Here is a 15,218-nt window from a genome sequence, read left to right as displayed (position 1 = left end):
TGGCGGGTCGGCTGCTCCGGGGTGGAACGCCTTTGGTGGGCGGATGACGGCTTGCGCCCACGACCAGCAGCCTTGGAGTTGCCGGCGGTCGCCGGGATGCTGGCGTCTGCATCCGGCAGAAGCGGGCGAACAGGGCCGCGTTGTTCGGGGTCTCCGGCCAGCCGAGGTAGGAAGCTGGTCGGTCTTGTTCCGGGCCAATTCGCCGACACCATGGGCTTGGCATGCGAGACGCGGCGACGACGCTGACGCGCACGCTCTGGGCGTGCAGGAAGTTGGCCAGATGCAAGCCCCAGTTGCCCTTGGCCACCAAGCCGGCTGCATCAGCCCCCCTTCCGACCATCCCTGTCATCAGACTACCCAGCCGTACCGGTGCCCTGGCGACCGTTCAGCCATCGAGCGCAGGAGCCATCGGCGGCGATCGCAGCAGGCGATCGATCCAGCCACACCGTGGTCACGGCCAGCAGGCCCCGACGGGGCGGCGGATACCGCGGCGGGACCCAACCTCCGGGACCGGCACAAGGCCCGAGGGACGAGCAGGCTCACCGCCAACTTCCAAGGGATGCCGGCAGAGCCGACAGGCCGTACCAAGCAGCGGCGCAGCGGTGATCAGGTGAGAACGTAGGATGGTAGGCTGAAGCGTGTAGAGGCAGTCGTCCGGCGGCAGCAGGGTGTGCCGGCGAACTTCGACGATGATCGCCTCTCCCTGTGACGTCAGTACGGTGGGCCGGACTTTCTTTGAGCCTGTGCGCGCGTCGGCAGTGGCCTGCCGCATGCGCCATTTCTGGATCGCGCGATGGACCGCCTTTGTCGTGCGGGCGCTGCCGGGAAGAACCTGGCCCATCGCGCATCCCTCGCCGCATGGCAATCAACTGTACCACCACCGCGGGATCAACCATCAAGGGGTGCAAGGCGCCGGTTGCTTGCACAGCCGGGCTGGCCGGCTATGCTTGCGAAGCGCGAATAGGTCCGGTGATTCGCATCAGCTGGGCTAGGCGGATCGGTGCCACACATCGAAGCGAACTATCGCCCATACGAGATCGACCGACCATGGGTCAGCCTAGCAGCAACTCCCGTGCCATTGGATAAAGCCGGTACAGGAACGCTGGCCTCGGTCCAGCGGAGGTCGGTTGCGAAGGATCCGCTGCAGCCAGTATCTGGGCTCGCCTGCAGCATAGCCAAGGCCCCTCATCCGGACAGAGGCACACGCGGGTCCGCCTCCTTGCGGGCCGGAAAGACTGCCTAGCGCCATCAGTTCGTTGCCGTTGGCGCTATAGGCGGTCACCCAATGACGATTGACGACTCGGCCCAACCTGGCGGCAGCGGGCTGGCTGAACCATGACCGTCCGCCGCCATTGGAAATTCGGCTTTTTGAAGGATCACGCACACGACCCGGCGAAGCCGATCGGCTAAGGTGCCCGGTCGATGGCGCGCGCCACCATCAGGGCCTGCCTGGTCTCGGTCACATCGTGCACCCGTACGACACTAGCACCCCGTGCCAGACCGCCCAGCGCTGCCGCAAGCGATCCAGGAAGTCGGGCGTCGGGCCGCAGGGCGTCGTCACCTACCACATGGGCAATCATGCTCTTGCGGGAAGCGCCGATGAGAACCGGGCAGCCGAGTGTGCGAAACAGAGAAAGATGCTGCAGAACGTCCAGGCTGTGGACAGCCCGCTTGGCGAATCCGAGTCCTGGATCGAGCGTGATTCGCTCCCTCTTGATGCCTGCAAGCTCGCAAGCCAGCACCCGCTCCTCCAGATGATCGAAGACGTCCAGACAGGCTCGGTCATAGTGCGGATCAACCTGCATCGTGCGGGGCTCGCCCTGGCTATGCATCAAGATGACTTCGCAGCCGGCTTCCGCCACCAGAGCAAGAGCTAATGGGTCATGACGCAGCGCCGTCACGTCGTTCACGATCGTCGCCCCGGCGTCCAGCGCCGCCTTCATGGTCTTGGCATGGCGGGTATCGACGGAGACGATATGGCCAGCCACCGACAGCGAACGGACCACGTCGACGATCCGGCCGACCTCTTCGTCCGGAGACACAGGATCGGCCCCGGGACGGGTGCTCTCACCACCGACATCCAGGATATCGGCTCCAGCGGCAGCAAGGCTCAGGCCATGCCGGACAGCGGCATCTGGATCGAGCCATTTGCCACCATCGGAAAAGCTATCGGGCGTGACATTGACCACGCCCATGATTCGGAACTGTCCTACCGGTCGGGCCAGTGCCTCCAGCGCACCCAGAAGCTGCGGCTCGGTCGGGTGGCGCAGTGTCGCGGCTGTGAAGAGTTCCTCCGTCAGCCTCTCACCGTCGCGACGGAACACGCGAGCAGCCGTGAACGCCCGATCGGCGCCGAAAGGCAGCCCCACGCCGGCGCGTACGGCATCCGCCGCCGTTGCTCCCGTGAGAAGACCCAATGGTTCCAGATAGAGCTTGGATGGCTGCATGGACAAAAAGGGGAGCCGCTGCCGGCTCCCCTTCCCTTCTCTTCAGTTGTACCGGCCAGCCCGGACGGCGGTTGCGTACTGGTTCACGCCGGACCGGGCGAAGGCTCCACCGTGCCCGGCGGGTCTGCCGGACGCGTGGTCGGCACGGACGAACGACGACCACCACCAGAATTGGTCGGTGCCGACGAGGGTGGCGTGTCGTCGCCCCAACGCTTGGGCGGCGGCATCGGCTCGCCACGCATGACAGCGGCGATTTCGTCCCCGGTCAGGGTCTCGTACTCCAGCAACGCCTGCGCGAAGGAATGCAACCGGTCTATCCTCTCGGTCAGCATGGTCCGAGCGCGCTGGTAGCCACGGTCCACCAGCACACGGATCTCGCTGTCGATCGCCTGCGCGGTCGCCTCAGAGATGCTCTTGGTCTGGTGCAACTGGTGCCCCAGGAAGACCTCCTGCTGGTTCTCGGCATAGCCGACCGGCCCGAGCTTCTCGCTCATGCCCCACTGGGTGACCATGTGCCGGGCGATTTTGGTGGCCTGCTCGATGTCGGAGGAGGCACCGGCGGTCACCTTGTCATGACCGAAGATCAATTCCTCCGCGACACGGCCGCCCATCGCCACCGCGATGTCAGCCTCGAGCTTCTCACGGCTGACCGACAGCCTGTCTCCCTCCGGCAGCCGGATGACCATGCCCAGGGCACGACCGCGCGGAATGATCGTCGCCTTGTGGATAGGGTCGGAAGCCGGCGAGAAGAAGCCGACGACGGCGTGGCCGGCCTCATGATAGGCAGTGAGCTTCTTCTCGTCCTCGCTCATGACCAGGGAACGGCGCTCCGCCCCCATCATGACCTTGTCCTTGGCCTGCTCGAACTCGGTCATCGTGACCAGGCGCTTGCCGACGCGCGCCGCCAACAGTGCGGCCTCGTTGACGAGATTCGCAAGGTCGGCGCCGGAGAAGCCGGGCGTACCACGAGCGATCGTGCGCGCGTCGATATCTGGCGCCGTGCGCACCTTCTTGATGTGGACGTTCAGGATCTTCTCGCGGCCCACCACATCCGGGTTCGGCACCACGATCTGCCGGTCGAAGCGACCAGGACGCAGGAGCGCCGGATCAAGCACGTCGGGCCGGTTGGTGGCCGCGATCAGGATCACCCCGTCATTGCCCTCGAAGCCGTCCATCTCGACCAGCAACTGGTTGAGGGTCTGCTCGCGCTCGTCGTTACCACCGCCCAAGCCGGCACCGCGATGGCGACCGACCGCATCGATTTCGTCGATGAACACGATGCAGGGTGCGTGCTTCTTCGCCTGCTCGAACATGTCGCGAACACGCGAAGCACCGACACCCACGAACATCTCGACGAAGTCAGAGCCGGAGATGGTGAAGAACGGAACGTTGGCCTCACCGGCGATGGCGCGTGCCAACAGCGTCTTGCCGGTGCCGGGAGGCCCGACGAGCAGGCAGCCCTTCGGGATGCGGCCACCGACCGACGTGAACTTCTGTGGGTTCTTGAGGAATTCGACGATCTCCTGAAGTTCCTCCTTCGCCTCGTCGATGCCGGCCACGTCCTGGAAGGTGACACGGCCATGCTTCTCGGTGAGCATGCGGGCGCGGGACTTGCCGAAGCCCATCGCCTTGCCGCCGCCCGACTGCATCTGGCGCATGAAGAATACCCAGACGCCAATAAGCAGCAGCATCGGGAACCAGGAGACGAGCACGCCGAGCAGTGACGGGACGTTGTCGTCCACCGGCATGGCGGTGATGCGCACGCCATGTTCCGTGAGCCGGTCGACGAGGCTTGGGTCGTTCGGCGTGTAGGTTTGAAACGACGTGCCGCTGCTCGTGCGGCCGGTGATCTGTTCGCCCTGGATCGTCACTTCCGCGACCCGACCACCCTCGACCTCGGACAGGAAGTCCGAAAACGCCAGATTCGAGCTGGTCCCACGGGTGGTGGGGCTTTGGAAGAGGTTGAACAGCGCGATCAGCAACAGGCCAATGATGACCCAAAGCGCTAGATTCTTGCTGAAATTGTTCACGTAGCCGTGCCTCGTCCGGTGCGGTCCGATACGCCTGACCCAAGCGCGCAGAAGTATCCCGCAATTAGGTTGAACATAAGTTACCTGACGAGCGAAGCAAGATCGACGCCCCTAGATGTTGAGGCACCGAACGGCGCCGGCGCCGCTGCGACCGGTGGCCTCCATGGAACGGCAAGGTCGTGCTCCGGGCGGATGCGGATCCACCGCTGTCCAAGGCGGACAATGCAGCCGCCGAGAGTCGCCGCATTGATCCGGTCACCGACGGCGGCCGACTGCAGGCGTGTCAAGGCAGCAGGTGGCGGAGAGTAGAAGCGATCGCTCAGGCTGGCCAGAAGCCTAGCCAGGGTATGGTGGCCGACCTCGGCAGGCAGCGATCGGAACGCCGCCCGGTCGAGCCGCACCCGGCGGAAAGGCGAGAGCGTGGCATGGTCGCCGAGAAACTTAGCCGTAGCCGCATCCAGTCTCAGACGAGCCGAGGGATCTCCGGAGAAGGGTCCACAGGAAGGCCGCTCCGCCCGCAGCCTCGTGCGCATGAAGCGGCGATCGTGATTGCTCGGATCCTCGACCCAGCGCACGCCCCTGACCTGCAGCGTCCTTAGAAGTCGCGCCTTCGGCAGGCCCAGGAACGGCCGGATCACGCGGATGCGTGCCCGTTCGGTCACCGCCGGCATGCCGCTCAGTCCGACGGCACCACTGCCCCTGGCTGTCCGCATGGCGACGGTCTCCATCTGATCGTCGGCGTGATGGGCCATCAGGAGATGCAGAGCCGGCCAGGCAGAAACAGCCGCGTCGAGCAATGCGTACCGGGCGTCCCGTGCCTTCTGCTGGAGCGCATGGTCGAGAGGCGGATGGTCCCAGCGGAGCACGGCGACAGGCATTCCGAGGCAGACGAGCGCCTTGGCCACTCTTTCCGCCTCAAGCCCAGACCCGTCCCGCAGGCCATGGTCGACGACGAAGCAATGAGCTTCGCCATCGCGTTCCCGGGCCCAGTCTTGCGTCAGCACCGCAAGGCACATGCTGTCCGCACCGCCGGAAACAGCGACCGCCAGCCTCGGAGACTGCTCGAACGGCGCAAACGTCGTCATCGCGGCGGCGAACTCCGCCGTCGTCACCGGTGAAGGATCAGGAGACGCAACCAGCGTTGACCTTTTCCCGCGAAGCCATCTGTTTCAGCGCTGCCGTGGCGTTGGTGTAGCGTCGATCGAATTCGGAAAAGGCGGCGCAGGCCTTGTCCCGATCACCCATTCGCGACAGGGCCATCCCCAGCTTCAGCACGTTGTCCGGCGAGCGCGCCGCCTCGGCGCCATAGGTGCGCACGTTGCGGGCGAAGCTCGCCGCCGCCTGAGGCCACTCCTTGCGTGCATAGTAGGTCTCCGCCTGCCAATAGGCAGCATTCGGCGCTACCGGATCGTCCGGCGCACTGGCCACGACCGAGGCGAAGGCGGCTTCCGCGCCCGACCAGTCGCCCGCTTTCAGCCGCGCCATCCCCGCATCGAAGCGCTCGCGGGGTGACCCTGCGACATCGGCCGGCGGTGGCTCGGGAGGCGGCTCTGGCAGGCCCAGCAGCGCATCACGCGAGATGGTGCCCAACACGCCAGGATCCGCTCCCCGCCGGACCGTTCCGGCGGCAGCGGTACTGCCAGTGAAACCCGGATCGGCAGAGGACCGCGCCAACGTTTCGCTGGCGGACTCGGGCGCGGCATCCGCCGGTCCTGGCTCGACACCCTGGAGCCGAGCATCCACATCCGCCAGCAGGCGCTCCAGCCGCTGACTGGTTTCAGCGGACCGGAACTCTGCCTCCTCGACCCGTCCAATCAGATCACGAATCTGCTCTTCGAGAGCCAGAATCCTGGCCTCCAGATCCGCGACCTGTCGTGGATTCACGGACTGGGCCAAAGCCGGGAGCGCGATGGCCATGGCCACGAAAGACAGCAAGAAGGCGAGCCTGAATGAAAGCGCGTACATCCTACCTCGTACCAACTGCTCGGCTCAAAGGAGCCCGGGGCAGGATAGCTCGATCTTCCGTTCCTGGGCAGCCGTTCAGTTGGTGGCGTTAACGACCGTCACGGCCCGACGGTTCTGGGCCCAGGCGGTCTCGTCGCTGCCAGGATCGGCAGGACGATCCTTGCCATAAGAAATTGTGGTCAGGCGGCTCCCGGATACGCCGAGGCTCTCGAGGTACCGGGCCGCAGCCGTGGCACGGCGCTCGCCCAGGGCCAGGTTGTACTCCCGTGTACCGCGCTCGTCGGTATGACCTTCGATCGTCGCAGCCACCGTGCCGAACTGCTGGAACCACGCGGCTTGGCGCTGCAGGATCGAGCGTGCCTCCTCGTCCAGAACCGTGCTGTCGAAACCGAACAGCACACGATCGCCGACGTTCTGTTCGAGGTCGGCCTGGGTGCCGGGCGTGGCAGTCGCAGACAGCCCCGACGTCTCGGTCGTAGTCAGGTCACCCGAAGTGGCCGCTGTTTCGGTCGGTGCGGAGCTGCAAGCAGCCAGCAGAAGGGCAGTTGCCGCGATAGGGAACAGTGCAAGCTTCATCGATCATTCCCAGGAGCGACTTCGCCCCGTGAAGGTTTTCAACTAACCGGAAGTACTGCGAACGACATGGCATGAGTGCAGCCATGTCGTTACTTATACAATAGGGATTTATGGAAGCAAGGGCGACCAGTCGGGGTCCGAAGCATCCAGGGGGGTCGGGATCGGACGTTCGTTGTAGCCTGAGACGTCAATGGCATAGAGCCGCTTGGCTGTGCCACCCGGTTCAGTACGCTGGAACAGGATGACCCGCCCATTGGGCGCCCAGCTAGGTGCTTCATCCTGAAAGCTGCGCGTGATCAGGCGCTCGTCGCTCCCGTCCGGACGCATCACGCCGATGTGGAAGTAGCGCTGCTTGATATTCACGAACGTGATCAGGTCGCCCCGCGGAGACCAGGCCGGGCTGCCATACTGCCCGTCGCCGTAGGAGATGCGCTCTGCCGTGCCGCCACCGATGCCGGTGACGAAGAGGTGCGGCCGTCCGGACCGATCGCTGTTGAACACGATCCGTGACCCGTCGGGTGAGAAGGACGGGGAGGTCGAGATCCCGGTTCCGGTGGTCACGGCTCGGCGTGCTCGGGTCTGCAGGTTGACGGCGAAGATATTGAAGTTGCCGTCGTCGCTGACGGTGACGAGCGCGGTGCGGCCATCTGGCGAGAAGCGAGGAGCGAAGTTCATGCCTGCCGTGTCGAGCAGGACCTGCTCCCGTCCACCATCGATGTCGCGTATGTAGACCCTCGGCCGTAACCCCTTGTAACTGAGATAGGCGACCCGCCGGACATCGCGAGAGAAGCGGGGGCCGAGGACCTCGTTGCCGCCATCGGTGATGAATCGATGATTGGCGCCATCCTGGTCCATTACGGCGAGCCGATAGGTCCGCTTTGTCTTGGGACCGGTCTCGCTGACATAGACAATCTTGGTATCGAAGTAGCCTTTCTCGCCCGTGATCCGCTCGTACACCTGATCCGCGATCTTGTGCGAGAAGCGTCGCCAGATGTTTGCTGGTCCGCCGAGCTGCATGCCGTGCATTTGCGTTCCGGCCAGTACGTCCCACAGGCGGTACTCGACTGACAGCCCGGAAGCTGTTTGCGTGACCACGCCCGTCACCAGAGCCTGGGCATTGATCTGCCGCCAGTCGGCGAACCTCGGTACGCCACGCAGCTCTTCAGGGCTCTGGATATAGGCGCGACGGTCGATGATCTCGAACAAGCCGGAATTCTGCAGGTCGGCAGCGACGACTTCCGCCATCTGGTTCGATAGCTGGCTGGCCTGACTGCCCGCCGACGCGAAGGGGCTGACGGCGACCGGAATGGGCTGAGTTACACCTCCGGTGATATCGACCGTGAGCTGCGCCATCGCCGGGTTGGCCAGGCAGGTCGCCAGGGCCGCTGCCGAGCCGGACAGGAAGCCGCGCCGGCCGACCAGGGGCCGCACATCCAGCTGTTCACCGGCATCTCCTCCGGCACCGATGACTTCATCCATGAGGCATGGCTCCCTGCCGGTCGACGACATCACATCTGATCAGGACGGAAGTTCAGGGTGAGGTTGCGCCAATCCTGATAATCATAAGGTGTCAGCTTGAGTGGCGAACACTGGTAGGTTGCCCGCACCGCGGCCTCGGCGACGGCACGGTAGACAGGGTCGGTCTGCATGCGCATGGCCTCAACCGGCTGCGCACTTCGCACGGTGCCGTCGGGACCCAGACGGATGTTGATCGGCACCACGAGCCCGGCCAACCCCTGGGCACCTTGAGGCAGTGTCCAGCAGGGCTGGATCTGCTCCTTGATCGCGTTTCCGAGCCCGGCCGAGCCAAGACGTGAGCTCGCTGGCCCCTGCTGACCGCCACGTGCCGGCTCGTTGGCCGCGACCTGCCCCCTGCCCTCGCGCTTCTCTGGAGCGCTCAAACGGCGGTCGATGTTCTCGACGCTCTTCAGCAACGCGTCGAAATCATCCTCGGCTTGCGGTGGCTTCGGTGTTTCCTTCTTGGCCGGTTCCGGCTTCGGCTTCGGTGGCGTCGGCTTGGCCGGTGGCGGTGTTGGTGCCGGCGGCGCAGCTGGCGGCGCTGGTGGCGGCGGAGGCGGAGGAGGAGGCGCCGACTTCGGCTCTGGCGCAGGCGTGGGCTCCGGCTTCGGAAGCGGCGCGGGTGCCAGCGGAGGAGGTGGTGGTGGCGGTGGTGGCGAAGCTGGGGCAGGCTCCTGGGGCGGAGGAGGCGGCGGTGGGGGTGGGGGCGAAGGCGCTTTCGGCACCTCCTTCGGCTTCTCCGGCGTCGCCTGAACCTTACGCGACGCGGCCTTGCGCTCGGGAATCGGCGCCTGTGCAGCGGCCTGTGGCCGCGCTGGCTCGTCTGGCATTTCGGTCACGAGATCGACCGTGAGACCGCCTTCCTCCGGCAGAGGCTGGCCGAAGTCGGGCAGGCCGAACCAGAGGAGCCCGGCCAGCAGGGCGTGGAAACCGGCGGAAGCGAGCAGGTACTTGCGCACGTGAAGCTACCTGACGTAGCGCTGGGCGCTCATGAGCCGCTGGCCTCGGAAGGCGCACCGCCCGCACCATCGGGTGTCTGGGTGAGCAAAGCCACCTTCGTGAAGCCGGCCGCGTGGATGGCACCCATCACGGCCATCACCTGACCATAGTTCACGGTCTGGTCGCCGCGCACGAAGATGCGCGCTTCCCGGTTGCGCTGGGTGACCGCCTGCAGGCGCGGGCCCAACTGGTCGACGGCAATTTCACTCTCTTGCAGGTACACCTTGCCGTCCTTGGCGACGGTCACCGACAGCGGCTCGTCCTGACCGGGCAGTGGCGAGCTCGATGTCTGCGGCAGATCGACCGCTACGCCGGCCGTCAGCAAGGGTGCCGCCACCATGAAGACGATCAGCAGGACGAGCATGACATCGACGAGCGGCGTCACGTTCGGCTCGGACATCTGCCGACGTCGTCGCCGCCCACTCCTGCTCCTGCCACTTTCGGCTCTGGCGCCTCCTGCCATCGTCAGGCTGCCCTGCTCGCTTCGATCTCGCGTGCGAGCACGACCTGGAACTCCTCGCCGAAGCTCTCCAGCCGCTCTGCATAGCGGTCGATCTCGCCCGAGAGCTTGTTGTAGGCGACGACCGCCGGAATAGCTGCGGCGAGGCCTACTGCCGTTGCGAATAGAGCTTCGGCAATTCCGGGCGCCACCACGGTCAGCGTGGTATTCTTGGAGACCGCGATTGCGGTGAAGCTGTTCATAATGCCCCAGACGGTGCCGAACAGGCCCAGAAACGGTGCCACCGAGCCGATTGTCGCCAGGGAGGGAACGCTGCGTTCCAGCGTCACGAGTTCGCGGTCCATCGCGAGGCGCATGACCCGGCCGATCCGGTCCAGCAGATGGACACCTCCATCACGGGAAGCAGCTGCGGGCGCTTCCCGCCATTCCTCCATCGCCGTAGCGAACATCATGGCCATCGGATGGTCCGGGCGCTTCGCCAGCCGTCGGTACAGTTCCTCCAGCGGCGCGCCCGACCAGAACGCCCGCTCGAAGCCGGCGGTGCGCCGCTTGAGCGACGCCAGCCGCCAAGCCTTCTCGAAGATGACTGCCCAGCACCACAAGGATGCCAGTGCCAGGATCAACATGACCGCCTTGACCACCAGGTCGGCCTGCATGACCAGCGACCAGATCGACATCGCGCCTTCAGGCGTCGCAAGCGGGGCGGCGGTGACGAGGTTGGGATCCATGATTCTCGACGGTCCGGAGCGGAGACGGTGGCGATGGAACGAGGTCGCCAAAAGACTATCGGGATAAGAAACCTCAGCTAAGGTGATGAACCCGGCCGGCTTCTTCCGGCTGCACCTGCACCATAGGCGCAATGTGGTGTCAAGCGGAACTCTCCGGCGGAATGCAACCTTTGCGTTCAACACTCATCATGTGGCACCGGGGGCCCAAGTGCGCCCTTGAGTTCCGCCGGCAGGCGGCTCGGGCGCAGTCGACGGTCCACCAGGACCAGTTCCACCGCGACCGTCACAAGCCGCTGCTCACCACGCAGGATGACCTGGTCCAGGTGGACCCGGGCACCCTGGGTCCGGACATGGCTGGTCTCCACGTAGATCTCGTCGTCGAGCTTGGCTGGTGCGAAGAAGGTCGCGTCGCACCGCCGCACGGCGAACATGACGCCCAGCCTGTCCAGCAGCGTCGGATGGTCGAAACCGATCCCACGCAGCCACTCGGTTCGGGCACGCTCCGCGAAGCGCAGGTAGTTGGCGTGATAGACGATCCCGCCAGCGTCGGTGTCCTCATAATAGATGCGCAGACCGAAGCAGTGCCTCATTCCGGCTCCTGCTCGAACATGCTCCGCTGCTCGAACGAGACCGGCGGGGTTTCGCCGAGATGAATCCAGGCGGGTCTCGTCAGCATTCGCCCCCGGGACGTGCGCTGCAAGAGGCCCTGCTGGATCAGGAACGGCTCGACCGTTTCCTCGATGGTGTCACGCTCCTCGGCCAGCGCCGCTGAGAGGGTCTCGATGCCGACGGGACCGCCACCATAGGCCGCCGCGATCATCTTCAGGTAGCGACGGTCCAGCGTGTCCAGGCCGAGCCTGTCGACGTCCAACCGCAGCAGCGCCCGGTCGGCAAGCTCCCGATCGACCGACTTCGCTTTCTCGACGGTCGCGAAGTCGCGGACGCGACGCAGGAGCCGGGTGGCGACACGGGGTGTTCCCCTCGCGCGACGAGCGATCTCCAGGGCTCCATCCTCGGCAAGCTCGAAGCCCAGCAGCTTCGCCCCGCGTCGCAGGATCATGACCAGTTCGTCGAACGTGTAGAACTCTAGACGAGCGTGGATTCCGAACCGATCCCGCAGAGGCGTCGTGAGCAGACCGGAGCGCGTGGTGGCTCCAACCAGGGTGAAGGGCTGCAAGTCGATGCGCACCGACCGGGCCGATGGTCCTTCGCCGATCATCAGGTCGAGCTGGAAGTCTTCCATCGCCGGGTAGAGGACCTCCTCGATGGCTGGCGAAAGGCGGTGGATCTCGTCGATGAAGAGCACGTCGCGCGGTTGAAGGTTGGTCAGGAGCGCTGCCAGATCGCCGGCTCGGACGATGATCGGTCCGCTCGTCATGCGAAAGCCTACGCCCAGCTCGGCGGCAAGGATCTGTGCGAGCGTGGTCTTCCCCAGCCCGGGCGGTCCGGCGAAGAGAACATGGTCCAGGGGATCGCGTCGCGCTTTCGCGGCCTCGATGAAGATCTCCAGGTTGGCGCGCTGGCGGGCCTGGCCGATGAACTCACCCAGTCGCTGGGGACGCAACGAGCGATCCAGGTCGTCCGTCTGCTCCAGCGCATCGATCAGCCGCTCGCTCATCTCGCAAGTTCCCGGAGGGCAGCGCCTAGCAGTTGCTGCAGTCCCGCATCCTCTGGCTGGGTCGCCCGAACCGACTGGAGTGCCGCGAACGCTTCCGAGCGGCCATAGCCGAGATTGGTCAGGGCGGAGAGGGCATCATCCAGCGGGCCCGACGGCACCACCACGGCACCGCCACCCAGCGATGTTGGGACGTCCCGGCTCGCGGCCATGGTAGCGGCCTTGTCTTTCAGCTCGATGCAGATCCGGGCAGCCAGCTTCGGGCCGACGCCCGGCGCTCGGGCCAGCGCGGCCTTGTCCTGCACGGCGATGGCCGTGGCCAGACGGTCTGCGTCATGGACACCGAGGATCGCCAGCGCAGAACGGGCGCCAACGCCTTGCACCGCCTGCAGCGCCTTGAACCAGCTACGCTCGGCGGCCTGCGCGAAGCCGAACAGCGAGATGGCGTCCTCCCGCACCTGGGTTTCGATGAAAAGATCCACGAGATCTCCGCCGCGCCCCAGCGTCGCCAGGACGCGGGTTGGACAATACACCATATAGCCTACGCCGTTGACATCGAGGACCACACCATCCTCCAGCTGTTCCAGCACGCGCCCTCTGAGCCGGGCGATCACGTGGCACCTCCGATGGACGAGCGCATGCTGCGGCCGATCGCTGCAGTCGTGGCCGTGCGGTTTGCATGGCAGACGGCGACGGCCAGTGCGTCGGTGGCGTCCGAGCGATAGAAACCGGCACCGGGCAGCAGGATCCGGATCATCGCCGCGACCTGCTCCTTCTCGGCAGCGCCGGTCCCCACCACCGCCCGTTTCACGGTCTTGGACGGATATTCCGCGACGGACATGCCAGCAGATGCCGCGGTGAACATGATGACGCCACGGGCATGACCGAGCTTGAGCGACGAGGCGGCGTTCTTGTTGACCACCGTCTCTTCCACGGCCGCCACGGTCGGCTGGTACTTCGCGACCACTTCGATGAGCCCCGCGTGCAATGTGACCAGCCGTACGGCCAGATCATGCTGCGCGTCGGTATCGAGCACGCCGGCCGCCACGAACCGCAGCCGGTTGCCTACAGCCTCGACCACTCCCCAACCCGTATGCCGCAGCCCGGGATCCAGGCCGAGCACCAGCATCAGGCCGCGCTCAGCCGTGCCAGGGTCTCGTCGGACACCTCGTGATTGGCGATGACCCGCTGGACATCGTCATTTTCGTCCAGAACCTCCAGCAGGTCGAACAGGGTCTCGGCCTTCTCGTCGTCGAGCGGCACGCTGTTCTGCGGCCGCCAGGTCAGGATCGCTTCGCTGGCCGAGCCGAGCTTGGTCTCCAGCGCCTGCAGCACCGCGCTCAGTTCCTCCGGCGCGCAGTAGATCTCGTGGTTTTCGTCGCTGCTCTCCACATCCTGCGCGCCAGCATCGATGGCGGCTTCCATGACCGTGTCATCGTCAGCGACCGACGCATCGAAGCGGATCTTGCCGATCCGTTCGAACTGGAAGCTGACGCTGTTGCTCTCGCCGAGCGCGCCGCCATGCTTGGAAAAGGCAGAGCGGACATCGGCTGCGGTGCGATTCCGGTTGTCGGTGAGGGCTTCCACGATGATGGCGACGCCACCTGGACCGTAGCCCTCGTAGCGGACCTCCTCATAGTTCTCGCCGTCGTTGCCCTGGCCGCGTTTGATGGCGCGCTCGATATTGTCCTTCGGCACGTTGGCCTGCCGCGCGGCCTGCACGGCCATCCGCAGGCGCGGGTTCATGGCGGGATCCGGCACGCCGGTCTTCGCCGCGACCTGAATCTCCTTCATCAGTCGAGTAAAGAGCGCCGATTTGGCCGCGTTGGCGCGGCCCTTGCGGTGCATGACGTTTTTTGCGTGGGAATGCCCGGCCATCGTCTCGGTACGTCAGCTGTCTGGTTCGATGCTGGCAGGGTCTAGACCAAGAGGCACCGTGGCGGAACCGGGAAGCGGCGGCCTACCCCCCAAGCCGCAAGATTCCTCCTGGGCGTGCGGTTTCGGCCGGCGGTCAACGCTTCATTAACCTGTGGCGCCTATCGTAGCGACAGCACGATGTACGATGCACGAGGAGCGAGCATGAGCCAGATCGAAGGAGAAAGTGAAGGCTCGCCGCCGGCGGAACTGCCTTCGGCGAATGAGCGCCGCTATCATCGCCGCTTTCCAAGCGGCCTTCCTGCCAAGGTCGACATCGAGGGTGCTGTCCGCCCGGTCACGATCCTCGACCTTTCGCTGGGCGGCGCGGGGCTGGCACCCGCGTTTCCGGCCATCGTCGGCGCCTCCGTGGGCCTCGACATCCAGGGCATGTTGCCGCGACGCACCATCGAGGCGCGCGTCCTGAGCGTGAGCCGGCACCGGACTCACCTGCTGTTCAACTGTACCCATGAGGAACAGACAGCCCTCATCTATTTCCTGCTCGGCGCTGCCGAGGAAGCCTGATCGGCGACAGGAGGTCGTGCGTCACGTGCGAGAGAATATCCTGTCTCCACGCGACCCTGGCAGATGCTCCATCTCCGGCATGGCACAGCGTGCGTCCGCTCATCATGTGATGTTCAGGCGCTACTATGGGAATGACTTGCACTGTAGAATCAGCCGATGATCGCAGGCTCTGGGTATCCTGTTAGCCCGGGGGCTTGAACCGTAGACGGGAACGCTCTGCCAACGAGCGCCACATCGGCCCAAAGCGCATTCGAGCCGAAGCAGCGGCCTTCGACAGGAAGCCTTCCGACCAGGGGAGCGGCCTCGCACTACTTTGGCACGCTGCTTTGTGGCCGGTCCTTTGGTGCGGGCAGCGGGCTCAGGCGTGGTGGAACAGCTTGACCAGCTGGCAGGGTCGGCTGCGGCGGTGGTTCTGCGGGCCTGGCTTGCTTGCTTTTCCCC

At 65.4% G+C, this 15,218-nt stretch carries 16 protein-coding genes and 1 pseudogene; 2 read left to right on the top strand and 15 right to left on the bottom strand.

Annotated elements, in window-relative coordinates:
• Nucleotides 1-622: 622 nt before the first annotated feature.
• From VHL31_RS17595 to VHL31_RS17560, 8 genes and pseudogenes are all read right to left on the bottom strand, one after another.
• Nucleotides 623-841, bottom strand: a pseudogene (locus tag VHL31_RS17595) (IS481 family transposase); the annotation flags it as partial.
• Nucleotides 842-1,406: 565 nt separating this feature from the next.
• On the bottom strand, nucleotides 1,407-2,447 hold the full coding sequence (folP, locus tag VHL31_RS17590) for a dihydropteroate synthase (RefSeq protein WP_329662543.1): 1,041 nt from the start codon (nucleotides 2,445-2,447) through the stop codon (nucleotides 1,407-1,409).
• Nucleotides 2,448-2,530: 83 nt separating this feature from the next.
• Complete coding sequence (gene ftsH, locus VHL31_RS17585) at nucleotides 2,531-4,477, bottom strand: ATP-dependent zinc metalloprotease FtsH (protein ID WP_329662542.1); 1,947 nt, start codon at nucleotides 4,475-4,477, stop codon at nucleotides 2,531-2,533.
• Nucleotides 4,478-4,557: 80 nt separating this feature from the next.
• Nucleotides 4,558-5,562: a tRNA lysidine(34) synthetase TilS gene (gene tilS / locus VHL31_RS17580; RefSeq protein ID WP_329662541.1), complete on the bottom strand. Its 1,005-nt coding sequence runs from the start codon at nucleotides 5,560-5,562 to the stop codon at nucleotides 4,558-4,560.
• A 37-nt stretch (nucleotides 5,563-5,599) separates the two neighbouring features.
• Nucleotides 5,600-6,412 carry a tetratricopeptide repeat protein gene (locus VHL31_RS17575; protein ID WP_329662540.1) on the bottom strand — a complete coding sequence of 271 codons (813 nt, stop codon included), beginning with the start codon at nucleotides 6,410-6,412 and terminating at the stop codon, nucleotides 5,600-5,602.
• Nucleotides 6,413-6,517: 105 nt separating this feature from the next.
• Nucleotides 6,518-7,018 (bottom strand): peptidoglycan-associated lipoprotein Pal, encoded by a 501-nt coding sequence (pal, locus tag VHL31_RS17570; RefSeq protein ID WP_329662539.1) that lies wholly within the window; start codon nucleotides 7,016-7,018, stop codon nucleotides 6,518-6,520.
• Between the two features lie 108 nt (nucleotides 7,019-7,126).
• On the bottom strand, nucleotides 7,127-8,497 hold the full coding sequence (gene tolB / locus VHL31_RS17565) for a Tol-Pal system beta propeller repeat protein TolB (RefSeq protein ID WP_329662538.1): 1,371 nt from the start codon (nucleotides 8,495-8,497) through the stop codon (nucleotides 7,127-7,129).
• 29 nt (nucleotides 8,498-8,526) lie between these two features.
• The gene (locus VHL31_RS17560) at nucleotides 8,527-8,952 is read right to left on the bottom strand and encodes a cell envelope integrity protein TolA (RefSeq protein WP_329662537.1); all 426 of its coding nucleotides are present in this window, start codon (nucleotides 8,950-8,952) and stop codon (nucleotides 8,527-8,529) included.
• Between the two features lie 46 nt (nucleotides 8,953-8,998).
• Between VHL31_RS17560 and VHL31_RS17555 the strand changes: the two genes are divergently transcribed.
• A complete protein-coding gene (locus VHL31_RS17555; protein WP_329662536.1) occupies nucleotides 8,999-9,289 on the top strand; it encodes a hypothetical protein in 291 nt (96 codons plus the stop codon).
• 235 nt (nucleotides 9,290-9,524) lie between these two features.
• Here VHL31_RS17555 and tolR read toward each other — a convergent pair whose 3' ends face one another.
• The 7 genes from tolR to VHL31_RS17520 form a co-directional block, all read right to left on the bottom strand.
• The gene (gene tolR, locus VHL31_RS17550; RefSeq protein WP_329662535.1) at nucleotides 9,525-9,935 is read right to left on the bottom strand and encodes a protein TolR; all 411 of its coding nucleotides are present in this window, start codon (nucleotides 9,933-9,935) and stop codon (nucleotides 9,525-9,527) included.
• 65 nt (nucleotides 9,936-10,000) lie between these two features.
• A complete protein-coding gene (gene tolQ / locus VHL31_RS17545) occupies nucleotides 10,001-10,723 on the bottom strand; it encodes a protein TolQ (RefSeq protein ID WP_329662534.1) in 723 nt (240 codons plus the stop codon).
• A 176-nt stretch (nucleotides 10,724-10,899) separates the two neighbouring features.
• Complete coding sequence (gene ybgC / locus VHL31_RS17540) at nucleotides 10,900-11,313, bottom strand: tol-pal system-associated acyl-CoA thioesterase (RefSeq protein ID WP_329662533.1); 414 nt, start codon at nucleotides 11,311-11,313, stop codon at nucleotides 10,900-10,902.
• Nucleotides 11,310-12,341 (bottom strand): Holliday junction branch migration DNA helicase RuvB, encoded by a 1,032-nt coding sequence (ruvB, locus tag VHL31_RS17535; protein WP_329662532.1) that lies wholly within the window; start codon nucleotides 12,339-12,341, stop codon nucleotides 11,310-11,312. The genes ybgC and ruvB overlap by 4 nt, the downstream gene beginning before the upstream one ends.
• The gene (gene ruvA, locus VHL31_RS17530; RefSeq protein ID WP_329662531.1) at nucleotides 12,338-12,952 is read right to left on the bottom strand and encodes a Holliday junction branch migration protein RuvA; all 615 of its coding nucleotides are present in this window, start codon (nucleotides 12,950-12,952) and stop codon (nucleotides 12,338-12,340) included. The genes ruvB and ruvA overlap by 4 nt, the downstream gene beginning before the upstream one ends.
• Nucleotides 12,949-13,467 carry a crossover junction endodeoxyribonuclease RuvC gene (gene ruvC / locus VHL31_RS17525; RefSeq protein ID WP_329662530.1) on the bottom strand — a complete coding sequence of 173 codons (519 nt, stop codon included), beginning with the start codon at nucleotides 13,465-13,467 and terminating at the stop codon, nucleotides 12,949-12,951. The genes ruvA and ruvC overlap by 4 nt, the downstream gene beginning before the upstream one ends.
• A complete protein-coding gene (locus VHL31_RS17520; protein ID WP_329662529.1) occupies nucleotides 13,467-14,216 on the bottom strand; it encodes a YebC/PmpR family DNA-binding transcriptional regulator in 750 nt (249 codons plus the stop codon). The genes ruvC and VHL31_RS17520 overlap by 1 nt, the downstream gene beginning before the upstream one ends.
• A gap of 201 nt (nucleotides 14,217-14,417) precedes the next feature.
• Here VHL31_RS17520 and VHL31_RS17515 point away from each other — a divergent pair, with 201 nt between their 5' ends.
• Nucleotides 14,418-14,777 carry a PilZ domain-containing protein gene (locus VHL31_RS17515; RefSeq protein WP_329662528.1) on the top strand — a complete coding sequence of 120 codons (360 nt, stop codon included), beginning with the start codon at nucleotides 14,418-14,420 and terminating at the stop codon, nucleotides 14,775-14,777.
• Nucleotides 14,778-15,218 lie beyond the last annotated feature (441 nt).

Origin of the sequence: Geminicoccus sp. (assembly GCF_036263595.1) — a bacterium.
Taxonomy (GTDB): domain Bacteria; phylum Pseudomonadota; class Alphaproteobacteria; order Geminicoccales; family Geminicoccaceae; genus Geminicoccus.
The sequence above is the reverse complement of the archived record's forward strand: the minus strand, read 5'-3'. Positions and strand labels throughout refer to the sequence as shown.